This is a genomic window from Paenibacillus sp. FSL F4-0122, assembly GCF_038002845.1.
Lineage (GTDB): Bacteria > Bacillota > Bacilli > Paenibacillales > Paenibacillaceae > Paenibacillus_AQ > Paenibacillus_AQ odorifer.
Genome location: NZ_JBBODI010000001.1, coordinates 1403301 through 1421778, shown reverse-complemented (window position 1 = coordinate 1421778; position 18478 = coordinate 1403301). Strand labels below are relative to the sequence as shown.

General features: G+C 43.5%; 12 protein-coding genes and 1 riboswitch. Of the genes, 8 read left to right on the top strand and 4 right to left on the bottom strand.

Annotated elements, in window-relative coordinates:
• The first annotated feature begins 55 nt into the window (after nt 1-55).
• Nucleotides 56-256, top strand: a riboswitch (cobalamin riboswitch).
• A 163-nt stretch (nt 257-419) separates the two neighbouring features.
• From MHH49_RS06015 to MHH49_RS05995, 5 genes are all read left to right on the top strand, one after another.
• Nucleotides 420-6029, top strand: a complete 5610-nt coding sequence (locus MHH49_RS06015; protein WP_341138005.1) for an S-layer homology domain-containing protein — start codon at nt 420-422, stop codon at nt 6027-6029.
• 71 nt (nt 6030-6100) lie between these two features.
• Nucleotides 6101-7090: a DUF4430 domain-containing protein gene (locus MHH49_RS06010; protein ID WP_341138004.1), complete on the top strand. Its 990-nt coding sequence runs from the start codon at nt 6101-6103 to the stop codon at nt 7088-7090.
• The gene (locus tag MHH49_RS06005) at nt 7090-7980 is read left to right on the top strand and encodes an energy-coupling factor transporter transmembrane component T (protein ID WP_341138003.1); all 891 of its coding nucleotides are present in this window, start codon (nt 7090-7092) and stop codon (nt 7978-7980) included. Before MHH49_RS06010 ends, MHH49_RS06005 begins: the two co-directional genes overlap by 1 nt.
• On the top strand, nt 7953-9623 hold the full coding sequence (locus MHH49_RS06000; RefSeq protein WP_341138002.1) for an ABC transporter ATP-binding protein: 1671 nt from the start codon (nt 7953-7955) through the stop codon (nt 9621-9623). The genes MHH49_RS06005 and MHH49_RS06000 overlap by 28 nt, the downstream gene beginning before the upstream one ends.
• Nucleotides 9605-10333 (top strand): ECF transporter S component, encoded by a 729-nt coding sequence (locus tag MHH49_RS05995; protein WP_076105347.1) that lies wholly within the window; start codon nt 9605-9607, stop codon nt 10331-10333. The genes MHH49_RS06000 and MHH49_RS05995 overlap by 19 nt, the downstream gene beginning before the upstream one ends.
• 463 nt (nt 10334-10796) lie before the next feature.
• On the opposite strand, the gene MHH49_RS05990 is transcribed toward MHH49_RS05995, so the two are convergent.
• The 3 genes from MHH49_RS05990 to MHH49_RS05980 form a co-directional block, all read right to left on the bottom strand.
• Nucleotides 10797-12071, bottom strand: a complete 1275-nt coding sequence (locus tag MHH49_RS05990) for an MFS transporter (protein WP_341138001.1) — start codon at nt 12069-12071, stop codon at nt 10797-10799.
• 75 nt (nt 12072-12146) lie between these two features.
• Nucleotides 12147-13052 carry an ArsR/SmtB family transcription factor gene (locus MHH49_RS05985; protein WP_076185088.1) on the bottom strand — a complete coding sequence of 302 codons (906 nt, stop codon included), beginning with the start codon at nt 13050-13052 and terminating at the stop codon, nt 12147-12149.
• Nucleotides 13053-13312: 260 nt separating this feature from the next.
• Nucleotides 13313-13621: a hypothetical protein gene (locus tag MHH49_RS05980; protein WP_036684896.1), complete on the bottom strand. Its 309-nt coding sequence runs from the start codon at nt 13619-13621 to the stop codon at nt 13313-13315.
• An 82-nt stretch (nt 13622-13703) separates the two neighbouring features.
• On the opposite strand from MHH49_RS05980, the gene MHH49_RS05975 reads away from it, so the two are divergent.
• The 3 genes from MHH49_RS05975 (at nt 13704) to gshAB (ending at nt 17829) form a co-directional block, all read left to right on the top strand.
• Nucleotides 13704-14057, top strand: a complete 354-nt coding sequence (locus MHH49_RS05975) for a MerR family transcriptional regulator (RefSeq protein WP_341138000.1) — start codon at nt 13704-13706, stop codon at nt 14055-14057.
• 69 nt (nt 14058-14126) lie between these two features.
• The gene (locus MHH49_RS05970; protein ID WP_254924635.1) at nt 14127-15479 is read left to right on the top strand and encodes an MATE family efflux transporter; all 1353 of its coding nucleotides are present in this window, start codon (nt 14127-14129) and stop codon (nt 15477-15479) included.
• Between the two features lie 19 nt (nt 15480-15498).
• Entirely contained in the window at nt 15499-17829 is a 2331-nt protein-coding gene (gshAB, locus tag MHH49_RS05965) for a bifunctional glutamate--cysteine ligase GshA/glutathione synthetase GshB (protein WP_341137999.1), read from the top strand.
• Between the two features lie 79 nt (nt 17830-17908).
• Here gshAB and MHH49_RS05960 read toward each other — a convergent pair whose 3' ends face one another.
• Complete coding sequence (locus MHH49_RS05960) at nt 17909-18352, bottom strand: hypothetical protein (protein WP_036684901.1); 444 nt, start codon at nt 18350-18352, stop codon at nt 17909-17911.
• Between the last annotated feature and the right edge of the window lie 126 nt (nt 18353-18478).

Below are 18478 nucleotides of genomic sequence, written 5' to 3'. Positions count from 1 at the left end.
AAAAAAGAAATATAACATGACAAAAGCATATATATTAGATATGATGAAGCATGAAAATTTAAAATTAGAAATAGGTGCCAACTATGAATGTTGCGGAAGTACAATCATAGATTGGTTAAATGGAAAGCGGGTGTGAATCCCGCGCGGTCCCGCCGCTGTAAAAGAGGAGTCCTTGCAAAATGCCACTGGGAAACTGGGAAGGCAGCAAGGGTGATGATACTTGAGCCAGAATATCTGCCTTTTTCTGTTACACCATCAAACTCTACGATCGATAGAGAGGTGCTTGAATAGTGTTGGCCATCTATTATTGTGGTTCACTATCTTAACCTCTTGACGTTTATGTTGAGTGGTTTTTTTGTGGTTATAAGAAAGTTTATTCTGTTTTTTATCATAGGTATGAAGGGAAGGGTTATGGAAAAATGAAGAAAAATAAGTTTTTAGCGTGGTTACTCATTGTAGCTGTATTTATCACGACATTCTCTACAAGTGTTATCCCAGCTCAAGCAAATGGAGCAAGCTCTACTCTTAAAGGGTACGTAACTGTAGCCGTAGAGAAATTCACCGTAGGCCAAGGGTATATTAAGGAACCTATTAAAGTTCCGATTTATGAAGGCGATAATGGCGCATCTTTAATAACACGTGCGCTAGGAGATGGGAATTATAGATATTTAGGAAATATAGATAGTGGTTTTTATTTATCAGAAGTTAAAGATAGTGGCAGAAGCGAAGTCAATATTCCACAATATATTTTAGATATGATTTCAGCTGATGGGAATACAGTCGGCACTAAAGCAGACCCAGAGTGGTTAAGTCAGTTTGACTATACTTCCATGTCGGGTTGGATGTATGCAGTAAATAATGTGTTTCCTCCGTTTGGGATGACCGATTATAAGCCTCAAGACGGTGATATCATTCGAACTCAGTTCACCACTTATGGCTATGGTTCTGATCTTGGTGGCTGGGGAGAAATCCCCGTTCAACTTGCCAATAAGGATGCTTTAACTGCGGAAATCGCCGAGATTAACAGTGACCCTAATAAAGAAACTATTTTGGACAGACCAGTAGTACAATCGGCAGTTTATCAAGCCTATTCCGTGCTCGAAAATATGGCAAGCTCTCAAATAAGTGTAGATCATGCACTTGTAGGGCTTAACCATGCATTAGACATAGAACCCCCTGTTATTACTGTAAGTGGCATACAAGATAAACAGGAAGTATCTAATAAAGAAATAAGCTTCAAAGTAGCTGTCACAGACAATGTATATAGTGACATCATTCCAGAAGTGAAGCTGAATGGTGTTACTTTATCACCTGCGAATGGGGAGTACAAAGCTTCTCTGAATTCAGGCAGTAATGCAATTACTGTAACGGCTCTTGACGGAGCTGGAAACAAAACAAATGTAACTTATCAAGTTACTTACAAACTGGAAACTACAGTTGCCGTCAAACAACAGTTAGATAAAAGCCTTGCCTATATTCTAAACACTGTAAAGAATCCGTCGTTTGGAACAGGTAGTGGAGAATGGTCGATCCTTTCTCTGGCACGGGCGAACTATACAGTACCTAACGGTTATTACGATCTTTATTACAACAATGTAGCAACGAAAATAGCATCGATCATTAAAGAGGATGGAAAACTCGACGCCAATAAAAGCACAGAGAATTCCAGAGCGATTCTTGGGCTTACCTCTATCGGAAAAGATATCACAAATGTTGCGGGATATGATCTGAGAAAAGCACTCGCTGATTATCAATATATCCAAAAGCAAGGCAATAATGGTCCGATTTTTGCTCTGATTGCGCTAGATAGCCATAACTATGAGATCCCAGTAGTTGATGGAGTTACAGAACAGACCACAAGAGAAAAACTAGTTCAGTACATTTTAGATAAAGAGGTTAAAAAAGGTACAGCAGAAGCTGGTGGCTGGGCATTAGGCGTAACCAAAGCCGATGTCGATATGACTGCGATGGCGATGCAAGCTCTTGCACCTTATTATGCAACCCGAGATGATGTAAAAGCCGCCGTGGATCGGGCCATCCAATGGCTGTCCGATAACCAAAACAATCAAGGCGGATTTACAAGCTGGGGAAGCACTAGCAGCGAAAGTATCTCACAGGTAATTGTGGCCTTAACTGGTGTGGGCGTAGATCCGCACACGGACGCTAGATTTGTTAAAAGTGGAAATTCGCTTATTGATGCATTACTTAGCTTTGCTGCACCTGAGGGTGGATTTAAGCATATCCTCACAGGCAAAGTGGACAATATGGCAACGGACCAAGGTACGTATGCTCTTGTGTCCTATGATCGTCTGCTCAATCATAGCAGCCATCTCTTTGATATGAATGATGTGCAATTAGAACAACCTACTACTGTTGTAGCCAAACAACAATTAAATAAAAGCCTTGCCTATATTCTAAACACTGTAAAGAATCCGTCGTTTGGTACAGGTAGTGGAGAATGGTCGATTCTATCTTTAGCACGGGCGAACTATACAGTACCTAACGGTTATTACGATCTTTATTACAACAATGTAGCAACGAAAATAGCATCGATCATTAAAGAGGATGGAAAACTCGACGCCAATAAAAGCACAGAGAATTCCAGAGCGATTCTAGGGCTTACCTCTATCGGAAAAGATATCACAAATGTTGCGGGATATGATCTGAGAAAAGCACTCGCTGATTATCAATATATCCAAAAGCAAGGCAATAATGGTCCGATTTTTGCTCTGATTGCGCTAGATAGCCATAACTATGAGATCCCTGTAGTTGAAGGAATTACAGAACAGACCACAAGAGAAAAACTAGTTCAGTATATTTTAGATAAAGAGGTTAAAAAAGGTACAGAAGAAGCTGGTGGCTGGGCATTAGGCGTAACCAAAGCCGATGTCGATATGACTGCGATGGCGATGCAAGCTCTTGCACCTTATTATGCAACCCGTGATGATGTAAAAGCTGCCGTGGATCGGGCCATCCAATGGCTGTCCGATAACCAAAACAATCAAGGCGGATTTACAAGCTGGGGAAGCACTAGCAGCGAGAGTATCTCGCAGGTAATTGTAGCCTTAACTGGTGTGGGCGTAGATCCGCACACGGACGCTAGATTTGTTAAAAGTGGAAATTCGCTTATTGATGCACTGCTTAGCTTTGCTGCACCTGAGGGTGGATTTAAGCATATCCTCACAGGCAAAGTAGACAATATGGCAACGGACCAAGGTACGTATGCTCTTGTGTCCTATGATCGTCTGCTCAATCATAGCAGCCGTCTCTTTGATATGAATGATGTGAAAGTGGAACAACCAGAAGAACCGGGGCCTGGGCAACCAGAGGGTCCGAAAGAATTTCCGTTACCTTCTGGGGAGAACCCGAAAGTTGAAATCCCAAATGACGCTAATGATTATATCGTTCCGATCAGCACTGGAGATAGCAACAAAGAAATCACAGTAGCTATTCCGGAGGGAAATCAATCGAAGGTTAGTGTCAATTTACCAAGTAACAGCGACCTTCCTCAGATAGAGGCCATAAAAGGTAACGTATCTGTAGTCATTCCTAAGGGTGCAAAAGTTACAAGTGGGGATGCCTCTGCAATTGAACTGATTTCAGCTTTAACCGGTGGAGAATCTGCACTAAAAGATAGTGTGAATCAGATTATTCCCGGGGACAAGAAGCTTGATAATATTCTTCAAGCATTTTCCATGGGTGGTAGTGCAAGAGTAGAATTCAGTCAATTTATTACGTTAACCTTTAAGGACCTTAAAGGAAAAGATGCAGCTTATATTCAAAATGGCACTCCTCATGCCATTCAAAAATTTGCAAGTGATGACTTAGGTTTTGCAAGCGGTAAGTCTGAGTATGCCTATGATAGTGGAAATGATTTAATTGTAAAAACCAATCACTTCACTGACTACATTGCTTATGCTTCCAGTGCAGTACAAACACCTGGCGGCGACGGTGGTAACGGTAATGGCGAAGGTAATGGTAGTGGAAATGGTGAAGGAAATGGCAGCAACAATGGTGGCGGAACCACTCCATCGAAACCATATGTAATCCTGTCCGTGGATAAGCTTACGATTAATAAGGGATATGTTGTTCCATCTGTACAGGTAGAGTTACAATCTGGTGACACAGTGTGGTCTGTACTAAAAAGAGTGCTGGATAGCCGCGGTATCGACTATAGAGATTCCTGGAACAGTGACTTTGGAAGTGTATATGTTGAATCCATAGCTGGTGATGGGGAATTTGACCATGGCAGCGGCAGTGGATGGATGTATAATGTGAATGGGAAATATCCTAATTATGGTGCATCTTCATATGACCTAAGTGCCGGGGACAGAATTCAGTGGCGTTATACTACGAATTTGGGTGTGGATCTAAATGCACCGATACCAACGATGAGCCCAACCCCAACGCCTAAGCCTGGTGCTACTCCGGCTCCTGGTGGGGGAGCTAATCCGGAAGGCAGTGGTGATCCAAATGTGAGTCCATCTCCAACAGTGACTCCTAAGGATCCTACCCAGAATACGAATGATATTAAACAACTGTATACAGATGCTGATAAGATCTCTTCCTGGGCCTATTCAGCGATTGAAACAGCTACAGTAAAAGGATATATCCAAGGTAACAATGGTCAGGTGAATCCGAAGGCTTATATCACAAGAGCGGAGTTCACTAAGATTCTCGTTTCTGCATTAGAACTTGATATTAAGAGTGATAAAGGCATTACCTATAAGGATGTCGCTCTAGGCGATTGGTTCTATCCATATGTGAATGCTGCGCATAAGGCAGGTCTAATCACAGGCTTTAATAATGAATTTAAGCCGAATGACAAGATTACTCGTGAGCAGATGGCCGCAATTATCATCAGAGCATTGGCCATCCCGGCGACGAAGCCTGGAACAGCGATTAAAGATATCAACACAGTATCGGCATGGGCCAAAGCAGATGTAGAGACCGTTGTTGCGACTGGTTTGATGTTAGGTGATGATAATCAATTTAAGCCTAAAGAGCTAGTAACCAGAGAAATGGCGGCTGTTGTAGCTACTAGAACCCATGATTATAAGAGTGGGAACAAAGTGGTTAGTCCAACTATTCAGAATTCAGCAGTTAGTTCTTATATTCAGAACACAGCTGCCTTTTTGCAAAAAACAGTAACAAACCCGGTCATCTCCTCGGTTGGCGGGGACTGGACAGTCTTCGGGCTGGCACGTTCAGGTGTGAAGGTTCCAGATAGTTATTACACTAAGTACTATGCAAATGTAGAAGCGACTCTTAAAGAAAAATCAGGGAAGCTGCATAGCGTAAAATATACGGAATATGATAGAGTTATTTTGGCATTAACTTCAATCAACAAAAATATTGATAAAGTGGCGGGTTATAACCTACTGGAACCGCTCGCGGATTTTGATACTGTAATTAAGCAAGGTATTAATGGACCTGTGTTTGCTCTCATTGCACTGGACAGTAATCATTACGACATTCCAGTGGTTAAGGATGTAAAGACGCAGACGACTAGAGAGATGCTCATTGATTATATTTTGGGCAGAGAGATCAGCGGCGGTGGATGGGCACTAGGCAGTAATGCTACAGCGGCTGATCCAGATATCACAGGGATGGTCATTCAAGGCTTAACGCCTTATTACAAAACCAACGCCAAAGTAACAGCTGCTGTGGACCGGGGGATTGCTTGGTTATCCAAAACACAGACTGCAGACGGTGGTTTTGCAAGCTGGGAATCTACAAATTCCGAAAGCATCGCTCAGGTGATTGTAGCTTTAACTGGCCTTGGTATTGACCCGCATAAGGATTCCAGATTTATTAAAAATGGACATTCCGCAGTAGACGCATTGCTTAGTTTTGCTGCACCTGAAGGTGGCTTTTATCACGTGAAGCAGGGTGGAGTAGGCAATGGAGGCGCGCAACCAGGAGAAGTAGATCTTATGGCTACGGATCAGGCGATGTATGCACTGGTTTCCTATGATCGGCTCGTTAATGGCCAGACACGTCTTTATGATATGACAGACGTCAAATAGAATTTTATTTAGAGAGATAAGCAAGGGTAGCGTGTATACCCTTGCTTATTATTTAAGGTGGGACTAGAGAAATGAACAAGAAGAAATGGTTAACCGCGATACTAATCATAGGTGTATTGGCTATCGCCTTCTTTTGGGGCGGGGATTACCAGAAGAGCCCAAACAAGGTCGCTAATAGTAGCGTTGAGACACAGGTTATAGAGCCTGAGAACACTGCTTCCGCAACAAATGTTGAGGTTGAACCCACTGAGGCAATCGCTACCGAGACAACGGAGATAACACCGTCAGCTACGCCAAGTGAAACAGCTAAGCCCATTGAAGCCCTAAAACCAAATGAATCGGCAACACCAACGGATGCTGTAACACCAACAGGAACTGCAGCACCAACAGAAGTTGTTACGCCGGCCGCAACAACAAAACCTGCTGCAACGAAGCAACCGACCGCAACGCCGAAAGCGGCTAAAACGTCCGTGCCGGAAACGAAAGCGACGGCAAAACCCGTAACAAAACCTGATTCAAAAGTAGCGACAACAGAAACCAAGCAGGAACCGAAAAAGGATAAATTTCTTACCGATCCAGTGCCGAGCGGGAAACCTAAACCAGTGGAATGGCAAGATGCAACAGTAGATAAGAAGAAGCAATTAACGGCTACCTTGTCCGTGTCAGCGGCAACAATTTTAGATAACATGGATATTTTTAATGAGGATAAGCTTGAAGTATTGCCGGCAGATGGTATCATTTATAAAGCGCAGAAGGTAACCTTTTATGAAGGTGAGTCTGTGTTTGATGTTCTACTAAGAGAAATGAAGAAGAATAAAATCCATATGGAATTTAGCATGACGCCGATCTATAACAGTAATTATATTGAAGGCATAAATAATCTGTATGAATTCGATGCTGGAGAGCTCAGTGGATGGATGTACAAAGTAAATGGCTGGTTCCCTAACTACGGCAGTAGCCGTTATGTTCTCAAAGATGGCGATGTCATTGATTGGGTATACACTTGTGATCTAGGTCGAGATGTGGGTGGATATGTAGCCACAGGAGGAGCTCAGAAATAATGAAGGATAGCTTTTCTACCTTTCATCCGTTTGTGAATTTTCTATATTTTGTTGTTGTATTGCTGTTTAGCATGGTGTTTATGCATCCTATATTTCAGGTGATTGCCCTTATTAGTGCTGTAGCCTACTCAATTATGTTAAAAGGAAAAAAGGGCATCCGATTTAATCTGCTTTACATGATTCCTTTTCTGCTATTTATGGCAGTGATGAATCCTGTTTTTAATCATCAAGGGGTAACGATCTTGTTCTATTTAAACAACGGGAACCCCATTACGAAGGAATCGATTCTTTATGGCGTGGCAGCGGCGTGTATGTTTGTGACGGTAATTATTTGGTTCTCCTGTTATAACGTCGTGATGACCTCGGATAAGTTTATTTATATATTCGGAAAAATACTGCCGGCACTGTCGTTGATTTTTTCGATGGTGCTTCGTTTTGTTCCTAGATATTTAGCGCAAATCAAGGTGATTTCTAATGCTCAAAAATGTATAGGCCGGGATGTCTCACAGGGAAATCTCCTCGCGCGTGCGCGGAATGGGATTACGATTCTCTCCATTATGACCACCTGGGCTTTGGAAAATGCGATTGAGACAGCGGATTCCATGAGATCGAGAGGGTATGGATTGCCGGGCCGTACAAGCTTTTCTATCTTTCGGTTAGATGCCCGAGACAAAGTAGTTCTCTTGATCATGACAGGCTTAATTGCGCTGGTAGCCGTAGGGGCAGTGTTGGGTGAGAACACCATGAGATTCTATCCGTCGATTAAAGCGAGCACAATTACACCTTTTAGTATTCTTATATATATCGCTTATTTTGCGTTATGTATGATCCCAGTGCTCATCAATATGGTGGAGGAAATGAAATGGAAATCTATCGAATCGAAGAACTAAGCTTTACTTTTCCTGAACAAGAGCAAGCGGCTCTTTCGAATATTAATCTTACGATTGAAAGTGGAGACTTCATTACCATTTGTGGAAAGTCAGGCTGTGGCAAAAGCACTCTGCTTAGACAACTGAAAACAATCCTAACCCCACATGGCAATCGCCAAGGGGCAATTTATTATAAGGGTCAACCTGTAGAGGAGATCGATCAACGCACACAGGCAGCGGAAATTGGTTATGTACTCCAAAGTCCGGACAATCAAATTGTGACAGATAAAGTATGGCATGAGCTTGCCTTTGGGCTTGAGAGCTTAGGGTACGATAATTCTACGATTCGCCTGCGTGTGGCGGAAATGGCTAGTTTTTTTGGGATCCAGACCTGGTTTCATAAAAGTGTGACCGAGCTATCAGGCGGCCAGAAGCAGCTGCTTAACTTAGCATCCATAATGGCTATGCATCCCTCGGTTCTAATCCTCGATGAGCCTACCTCCCAGCTAGATCCTATTGCGGCTTCCGATTTTCTGGAGACGGTCAAAAAAATAAATCGTGAGCTGGGAACAACCGTGATCATGACCGAGCATCGTCTAGAGGATGTTCTTCCGCTTACAGATCGGTTGATTGTGCTGAATGAGGGAGCTGTGATAGCTGATGATCGCCCGCAAAAGGTGGGCGAGGTTTTATGTAAGCTGAACCATCCGATGTTTCTGTCCATGCCCTCACCGATGCAGATTGTTGCAGGAGTAGATCATGACTTAGTGTGGCCTGTTACTGTAAAGGAAGGACGCCAATGGTTGGATGCTTTTCTAAAGGGTAAGACTCCTGCAACGATGGCAGAAACTCAGCCTATCACGAAAGAGGCCGGCCCTGTAGTCATAAAGTTTAAGGACGTATGGTTTAAATATGATAAAAATGGGCCGGATGTCATTAAAGATTTGTCGTTTGAAGTGAAGCAAGGGCAATTTTATTGTATTGTTGGCGGGAATGGAACAGGGAAGACATCGACGCTGTCGCTGATGAGCGGGATCCTTCAGCCTTATAGAGGGAAAGTTCTTATCGGCGGGAGCAACCCTGCGAAGATGAATGCCAAAGCGTTGTTTACTAACAATCTGGGCATCCTCCCGCAAAATCCGCAAACCTTATTTGTGAAAAAAACAGTCGAGCTAGATTTATATGAAATGTTATCCCAGCTCTCTTTGACGAAGGAAGAAAAAAACGCCAGAGTTGAAGCTGTGGTTAAGTTCGCAGAACTGGAACATCTCCTCTCCATGCATCCGTATGATCTCAGCGGGGGAGAACAACAGCGTGCAGCGTTGGCGAAGGTCCTTTTGTTAGAACCAAAGATTCTGCTGTTGGATGAACCGACCAAAGGACTGGATGGGCCCTTCAAAGAGAAGCTAGCCGTATTCCTGCAAAAGCTCAATGCCGAAGGCGTTACTATTGTAATGGTCTCGCATGATGTTGAATTTTGTGCCAAGTATGCTGAGGTCTGCGCCATGTTTTTTGATGGAAGTATCATCACTACGAATGAAGCACAGAAGTTTTTTGCGGGAAACAGCTTCTATACAACGGCCGCCAACCGTATGGCGCGTCATGTATGGAATGAGGGAGTAACGATAGAGGGTGTGATTGATTTATGTCAAAGAAGCAGATAACGGATCGTCGTTTGAGTCGTCGAACTTTATTAGCGGCACTACTAATCCTCATAGTCATTCCAGCTACGATTTTATTAGGCATCTTTGTGCTAAATGATCGGAAGTATTATTTTATCAGTCTATTAATTGTTATCTATACGATGGTTCCTTTTGCGATGGTGTTCGAGAACCGGAAGCCGCAGGCGAGGGAGCTGATCGTTATAGCGGTGTTAGCAGCCATTGCCGTGGCGGGACGCGCAGCCTTTTTTATGTTGCCGCAGTTTAAGCCAGTGGTTGCTATTGTCATCATCGCAGGGGTAAGCTTGGGAGCGGAGGCAGGATTTTTGGTTGGCGCTGTTGCAGGCTTTGTCTCGAATTTCTTCTTTGGGCAGGGACCTTGGACGCCTTGGCAAATGTTTTGTTTTGGCATCATTGGCTTCCTGGCGGGCATTTTCTTCAAGAAGGGTCTGCTTAAAAAGAATAAGCTTTCGCTATGTATATTCGGAGGCTTAGCGACGTTTTTCGTATACGGAGGCATTATCAATATAGGCTCGTTGATGATGTTCACTTCAGAGTTCTCCTGGCCGGCTTTAATGACCACTTATATTTCAGGTTTTTGGTTTGATATGGTGCATGCGATCTCGACGGTGGTATTTTTGTTTTTTATTGCTAATCCTATGATTGAGAAGTTGGATCGGATAAAAACGAAATATGGGTTGATTGAGCCTTAGGTTCTTGGTGTTAGCTTTTGGACGTTGTGCGCTGTGGGCTTTTTACGCTGGCGGACGCTCCGAGAACGGACTATTGTTCCAATCGCTGTTGTGTCCAGATTTTTTTGAATTTTTAACCTCAACGGTAAAATCCGGACACAGCATATGCTTACGAAGTGAGCTTTCCTTCGGAAAGCTTTCGGGCGAACGCTCCGCTTTTCCACAATCAGTCCGTTCTCTCCGCTGCTATCAGCGCGAATTCCAAAACACCAACACACAAACACAAACACAAACACAAACTAAAGGCTCAACGCCTCCCGCTTCGGTTTTTACCGGAAGGGGGAGGGGAACTAGTGGCTACGAATCAAGCCACTGTGACAAACCACTGAAAAGAGAATATACCTAGTAGCGATGCTCCTAGGTGAAAACTTATAAAAACAGGCGATGTTCCGGTATACCGGTATCGCCTGTTTTTTTGATTCACTTAACGTTCAGCAACAACTTTGTGCGGGGGAACCCCAGCATCGGGCTGCTTATGAGTGGCTTCAAGTGTGGAGAGGTCGCCGTCCAGTGTTTTGAGTCCGGGGAGCAGCAAGGCAGCGCTGGCACAGAGCAGTGGAAGCAATCCGGCGATGACAAAAAGCGCAGGCACGCCATAGAGTTCAGCAATCGCGGCGCCGGCAAAAGCACCAAAAGGCTGCAAGCCGCCACCGATTAAAAAACGGATGGAGTTGACTCTTCCTTGCAGATTACCCGGAACCAGCCGTCCATGGAGTGAAGAGCTTAAGGAACCGAAGAAGGGAGCTATCGTTCCGGTGGCGAATACGGCGGCGAGAGCAAAAGAAAAACTAGGAAATAACCCCCATAATGTTGTTACTAAACCGATGGTCCCCAGACTGCCGAGCATGACAAGCCGCCTCTTTTTAATTTCCCCTATCATGGAAATGATGCTTAGTCCGACTAAGGTTCCAAGTGCGAAAACTGTACTAAGTGTGCCCATCGTCGCCGCATCACGATGGAGCACTTCGCGTACAAAAGGAACCATCATGGTCCAGACGGCAATGGAGCTTAGATTACTAATAGAGGCCATCATCATTATCGTAAGCATGGCGGGGAATTGTTTATAGAAGGTAAAACCCTCAGCTATTTCGCGAACGTAGACGGTAATGGAGAAACGGCCTGGAGCTGGAGAGGGCTTGGGTAGCCTTTGCAAGCACAGCAAGGTAGTGATGGCCGCAACGTAACATAACATGTTGATGCTAAGGGCTGGCAGCGCTCCACTGGCAGCGGTCAACGCCCCAGCCAGGGCGGGGCCCAGCAAGACTGCTGCACTTTTGCTGCCATCGATGATAGCAAAAGCCCGCACCAGCTTCCGGCTATCGGCAACGCCGGGAATAACAGCCATGGCTGTTGGCATGAACAGAGCGGCACAGGCCCCGCTGAGACCAGCGGCGACAAACAGATGCCACAGCTGCAGTTGGCCAGCCAGACCCATGCCTAGCGGCAGTGCTATAGCCAGCAGGCGAATGGCTGCCAAGCAGGCCATAAAGCGTACCCGGTGGAGTCGGTCGGACAGCGGCGAGCCCAGCAAGCGCAGCAGCAGCTCAGGTATGCCGGAGCTGAGCGCGAGTGCTCCCATCGCTAGTTTGGAACCCGTCAGCTCATAGACGAGCCATTCCATAGCCAACAAGCCAAAAGCATCCCCAAAAGCACTTAAAGTTATGGTTGAGAGTAAACCATAATAGCTGCGTTTTATCATAGCCTGTTCTCTCCTTTTTTATATTTCTCGCATATACGCTTACCGTCCTTATAAGGACGCTTAAGGTGTTTATGCTTAATTCTCCAAATACGACCCAATCTGCTGCGGTAGCCCATTTAAGGCTTCCAATCGCAGGCTGTACGATGTGCTTTTAACGTTGGTATGGACAATGACCAGCCCTGCTGCGCGCAACGCGATCAGATGGTAGTGGATTGTACTTTTAGAAAGTCCGACTTCCCGCACGATTTCCGTGAAATTCAACTGCTTGCCTGTAAGCAGACGAAGGATATACAGCCGCGTCTCATCCGAGAGTGCCCGGGTAAGTCGAAGCAGTGCTGGAGCAGGCCGGCCAGCTTCCGGAGGGAGAACATCACAAGAGTAGCTAGTGAACACGAATTCATCAAACATAGAGGTGGTGACCAGTGGGCGGGCATGATATTGCGGAATGATAATGACCTGCTTCAGACGTTCGGTTGGATAGAGGCGCATTCCGTCGGTTGCTGCTTCAAAGACTTCCATATCATTGTTCCCATTCAGTGTCGTTCGTCTTGACTCGGCTTCCTGTTCAAGCCCCTTGAGGATATTAGGGTCGATTCCATTGAAGTAACCCGCGTTCCATTCGCGCAGGATGTCAGAGGCAGTGTCCCTTAGCTCAGAAAGATTAGAGGGAACCGATTGGCCGAAACGTCCAGATATTTCATACAGTTCACCCGAAGATAAACCATCGAACCAATTCAAAAAGCCGTCTACAGAACGCTCGCCCGGTGAAGACCAAATGTAGGGAGCCAAACTGAAATCATCAAGTTTTTTAACGACCTCTTGCATTTTACGAAGCAACATCGGGGCAAATCTTGCTTGGACTTCACGTACCCAGAGCTTACCGGAATCCATAGCAGTATGGTTCTGCTTGCTTAGAAAAGCAGTCATACTGTTCACACATTCATACATGGGGGCAAAATCGACTTCTACTTTATATTCCATGAGCTTCTCCATTCTTTGAGTAAGTTACTGAAACAATTATTTGTTCTATAATTATAGAACTTATTATTAGTTTTATTGTAAACGAACTAAAATTCGTTTTCAATAGCCATTCGACTGAAAAACAAAAGAAATTTTAATTACGAAAAAAAGACAGTTCCGGTAGGCACATTTTGTGCACTAGGAACTGTCTTTTGATGTCTACACAATTTATATACTTTTTAGGAGTTCCACTTTCTGTCTTCAGGCTCATAATGAAGAGACTAGGTTAAGAAGTAGCCCACAGCAAAGATCAGCGCAACAATAAAGTAATGAAGCCAGTTATTCCTACCGAAGACAAACTTACCGTTGAGCCAGCGGGAGATAAGACAGGTGAGAAAACCGATAATAAACCAAATGAAGTTAAGCGGTTTACATAAGGCATAAAGGGTGATGACGACTAACGTAATATGAGAAAGCAAAAACAAATAAATATAACCCACAGCAGATTTAGCGGAGCCCTTAATTAGAATCCCCACTGCCCCAAGCACACTAACCATTCCATACAAGATTATAAGGCTTGAACCTATCATTTGATGCACCCCCATTAATAAAATTAAACGTTGCGGGGTTAACCCCGTGTCAATTTATATTTGTATGGAGGAGGTTGTACTTTTGCGAATCGGTGAATTTATAGCCCTAACAGGAACTACGAAAGACACCATCAGACATTATGAGGATCTGGACTTGATTATGTCCAAGGGACCAGATGGTAAACGGATATATACAGAGCAGCATCTGGCAGATTATTTTGCCATTCAAGAGTTGAAAAGTTATGGAGTTATACTAAGGGATATCCAGTCTATTTTTAAATTGAAAAGGAGTTATGGGTGTGGCCATGCAGAGTTGATTAAGGAAGTAGGCGAATCTCTGAATCTTCAGCTGGACGGATTGAGACAAGAAGAATTGGAACTCCGTAATCGGATACGGATGCTTGAAGCGCTGGTCCAACAGATTGCTCAAATATAATCAATTGATTATATAAGTGTTTGGTTATATAATAAATTTGAAACTCAGATGAAGAAGGTGTTATTAGATTTGAAGGAATTGCAGGGCATGAATGATTTGACTCAGGGTCCTATTATGCCTACCTTAATGAAATTAACGCTTCCCATTATTGCGACGAATTTCATTTCCACAACCTATGGCCTCGTCGATATGATTTGGGTTGGAAGATTAGGAAGTGGTCCTGTTGCCGCGATTGGCACGGCGAGTTTTTTCATTAATCTAGCGATTGCATTGTCGACTATGATTACGATCGGTACAGGGATTAAGGTTGCGTTTTGTATGGGATCTGGCCAGATAGAGAAGGCTAAATCTTATATGAAAAACGGGTTTATGATGTCTATTTTATTAGGACTTCTCTATATGAGTTTAGTTCTGTTGACCAACAATCGGTTGATTGGTTTTTTTGATCTTGGAAGTGATGAAGTTGAACGGATGGCACGGCAATTTTTAATGATTTCGATCTTCGGGACGGTATTTTCCATCGTAAATACTTTGTTTGCCACACTCTTAAACTCGATGGGAAATAGTAAACAACCGTTTCAGATCTTCTCCATTGGTCTTATGGTTAATATTGTTCTTGATCCATTTTTAATTTTTGGCTGGGGCAGTTTTGAAGGTTGGGGAGTAGCGGGGGCAGCTACGGCAACATTGACAGCGAACATCTTAGTTACGGCTCTTTTTATCATAAAGACAAGAAAGTCAGAAATCATTTCGAACACATCAGCATGGGACAGTCGTCAAATGAAAGAAGTAATCCGTATGGGACTTCCGATCACAATCCAACGGGTCACCTTTACGCTCATATCGATCGTCATTGCTAAGATCATTGTACGTTTTGGGGCGGATGCGATTGCGGTGCAAAAAGTAGGGATTCAAATTGAATCTATTTCTTATATGACTATTGGAGGACTACAGGGAGCTATTGCTGCCTTTTTTGGTCAAAATTATGGAGCACGCCGATTGGACCGTATTGGGCAGGGCTATCGTAAGGCTTTGATCTTAACCTCCATCTTTGGCGTGATCATATCGCTTATATTTATTGCGTTCCCGCAGCAGCTATTTTCCTTATTTTTATCAGATCAGACAAGCCTGGAATTAGGAACTAATTATATGCGCATCATTGGTTACTCACAATTATTCATGTGTATGGAATTGATGACAGTAGGTGCTTTTAACGGTATTGGCCAAACCCATATCCCGCCGATCTTTAGTATTACATTTACAGCACTGCGAATTCCACTAGCCTTGATCTTATCCGGACCTTTTGGCTTGAGTGGGGTGTGGATGTCGATTGCTCTAAGCAGTGTGTTTAAAGGAGTTATTCTTGTGTTCTGGTTTAGAAGATCTTTATTCAAAATGAACAAACAGCAGGTAAACTACTAAGCAAAGGATGATCGTTGAAATGGCTTTATTAAATCGTAAACTCATACAGCTTCTGAGGGATAACCATTTGAACAAGGAGCTTTTTCACGGCGAATTTGGACTGGAAAAAGAAAATGTCAGAGTGGATCCAGAGGGAAGACTTGCGCTGACACCACATCCTAAAGCTTTTGGCAACAAAATGGAGAACCCGTATATTCAAACCGACTTCTCAGAGAGTCAAATTGAAATGGTCACCCCTTCTTTTGATTCTATTGATGAAACTTATAACTTTCTGGAGGCGTTGCAGGATATTGTGTCGCTTGAGCTCAAGGAAGAATATCTGTGGCCAAGTAGTAATCCTCCGAGGTTACCGAATGATCAGGACATCCCCATTGCCAAGATGGGTAATCCGATTGAGGATGAATACAGACATCAGCTAGCAGATAAATACGGTCGCAAAAGACAATTGCTGAGCGGAATCCATTACAATTTCTCTTTTGATGAACAATTTCTGAGACAGCTTCATGACATAGCAGATCCGCAAGTGAGCTTTAAAGAATTTAAAGACGCTACCTACTTAAAAATAGCCCGCAACCTATTGCGGTACCGTTGGCTTCTTATCTATTTAACAGGCGCCAGCCCTGTTTTTGATAAGACTTATATGGAACAATGTGTAGCTCGCGGGGAATCAGATGACGACAAAAGCTTTTATTATCAGAATATGAATTCACTGCGAAATAGCGAATGTGGGTATCGAAATGAAAAACCTCTTTATGTATCTTTTGCTTCGTTAAAGGATTATGTTCATGATTTACAAGCTTTGATCGAATCGGAAGAATTATTAAGTGTAAAAGAGTTTTATAGTCCGGTTAGAGTGAAGACAGCAAGAGGCAAACATCCTTTAGAGGAACTGATGCAAGATGGGATAGCTTATTTGGAGCTTCGGTTTATTGATCTGAATCCACTCTACAAAATAGGAATCGGCAAAGAAACGATGATTTTCATTCATCTATTTATCTTGTATATGCTGCTGAAGGAGGACGAACCGTTCGGAGTAGAGGATCAGAAGATGGCGAATCTTAATCATGATCAATTGATCATGGAGGGGATAAAGGGATGTTTGCATGATTACGGGGATTCATGTACAACGATGGAGCAGCAGGCATTAACTTGTATTCATGAGATGCAGGATATGATCCAACTGTTGAACCCGGAGAATGAAGTGTTTTTGAACGTATTGCATGGAGCTAAGAATAAAATTGTAGAGCCAGACCGGAGTTTTGCAGCTATTGTGAAGTCGGAAGTTCAACAATCCTCTTTTGTACAATACCATCTGAATAAAGCTAAACAATATGCTAAGGAAAGTCTTGCGAATGGATACCGTTTTGTGGGATATGAGGATCTGGAGCTATCTACACAGCTTCTTTTGAAGGCAGCGGTTAAACGTGGCATTAAGTTTCAATTGATCGATCGGGAAGAGAACTTTGTAGTGCTTACGCAAGGTGATCATAAAGAATATATTAAGCAAGCTACGAAGACCTCCCTTGATTCTTATAGTACGGTATTAATCATGGAGAATAAGATCGTTACGAAAGAAGTTCTTAAACAGCAAGGCATTCGGGTTCCCGCAGGAGAAGCTTTTCGAAATCTGGAAGAGGCAATGAATGCGCATAGCACTTACCGTAACAAGGCTATTGTGATTAAGCCCAAATCAACCAATTTTGGACTCGGCATTACTATTTTTACAGACGACTTCTCTAAAGAAGATTATCAAAAAGCTTTCGAAATCGCCTTCGAATTTGATCGAACTGTGCTACTAGAGGAGTTCATGACGGGAAAAGAATATCGTTTTCTTGTCATGGGTGATGAAGTAGTCGGAGTATTGCACCGGGTTCCTGCAAATGTGATTGGAGATGGTGTACATACGATTGAACAACTGGTGCACGAGAAGAATAAGGATCCGTTAAGAGGCCGCGGGTACAAGACTCCACTTGAGAAAATTCAGATCGGTGAAGCAGAAGCGATGTTCTTGAACAACCACGCTCAGGCTTGGAGTGATATTCCTCCATTAAACGAAGTCATCTATCTTCGGGAGAACTCTAATATTAGCACGGGTGGTGACAGCCTGGATTTTACGGATGAGATCCCAGATAGTTATAAGACTCTGGCGATTCAAGCGGCTAAAGCTGCGGGCGCCACTTTTTGTGGAGTGGATATGATGATTGATGACATCAAGGAAGAAGCCAATGATACCAACTATAGCGTTATTGAGATTAACTTTAATCCAGCGATTCATATTCATTGTTATCCTTATAAAGGGAAGAACCGAAAGGCGGATGAACGGATTCTGGATCTATTATTTGGGGAATAAACAGAAGCTCAACCAGTACCTTTGGTTGAGCTTCTGTTTTTAAAGGGGCAATCCGCTTCCCACCCACTACCTGTTCATGTTAGGAGTTGCCCGCAGCTGCAACACCACTAAAGTTTCTGGCTTGGACATTATTAAAGGGATCTGTTGCAGCTGCATTTGTGAAGATCTCCGCTGTATACTGAATTTGACCTGTTGCGACAGCCGCTGGTGGTGGGATATCTACTGCTGTAAAACCGAAAGCTTCATTTTCTCTGCTGATCGCAACCCCAAATGTCGTGGTGAAAATGATCGTTCCGTTTCTGCGAACATTAACGGTATTGGTATTGAAAAGAGGATTGTTTTCTACTTTTAGAAATCCGGTCAAAAGTACGCGGACATTGCCTTGATTCTCAGCCGACACGCCTGCGGTCTGAATACCAATATCCCCAAAAACAAGGGGGGTCGCTGCTAGTGGAATAACTGCTGGTGTAGCATCCGAAGCAGCTTGGTTGGATAGTCTTAAATCTACAAACTGAATGGTCATATTATATTCACCTCCTAGAAATAGAATATGATAGAAGGAGAGTTAACTCTTGGATTTGCTATGTAATTCATCAGCTACCTACTTGCATGGCTTGATGATCAAGTGTTAAATGAAAGAAGGGTTAGA

Bases quoted from the DNA above. Each gene is read 5' to 3' on its own strand.
- MHH49_RS06015 (WP_341138005.1), top strand. From the start codon at position 420: ATGAAGAAAAATAAGTTTTTAGCGTGGTTACTCATTGTAGCTGTATTT.
- MHH49_RS06010 (WP_341138004.1), top strand. From the start codon at position 6,101: ATGAACAAGAAGAAATGGTTAACCGCGATACTAATCATAGGTGTATTG.
- MHH49_RS06005 (WP_341138003.1), top strand. From the start codon at position 7,090: ATGAAGGATAGCTTTTCTACCTTTCATCCGTTTGTGAATTTTCTATAT.
- MHH49_RS05980 (WP_036684896.1), bottom strand. From the start codon at position 13,621: ATGATAGGTTCAAGCCTTATAATCTTGTATGGAATGGTTAGTGTGCTT.
- MHH49_RS05960 (WP_036684901.1), bottom strand. From the start codon at position 18,352: ATGACCATTCAGTTTGTAGATTTAAGACTATCCAACCAAGCTGCTTCG.
- MHH49_RS05990 (WP_341138001.1), bottom strand. From the start codon at position 12,071: ATGATAAAACGCAGCTATTATGGTTTACTCTCAACCATAACTTTAAGT.
- MHH49_RS06000 (WP_341138002.1), top strand. From the start codon at position 7,953: ATGGAAATCTATCGAATCGAAGAACTAAGCTTTACTTTTCCTGAACAA.
- MHH49_RS05995 (WP_076105347.1), top strand. From the start codon at position 9,605: ATGTCAAAGAAGCAGATAACGGATCGTCGTTTGAGTCGTCGAACTTTA.
- MHH49_RS05985 (WP_076185088.1), bottom strand. From the start codon at position 13,052: ATGGAATATAAAGTAGAAGTCGATTTTGCCCCCATGTATGAATGTGTG.
- gshAB (WP_341137999.1), top strand. From the start codon at position 15,499: ATGGCTTTATTAAATCGTAAACTCATACAGCTTCTGAGGGATAACCAT.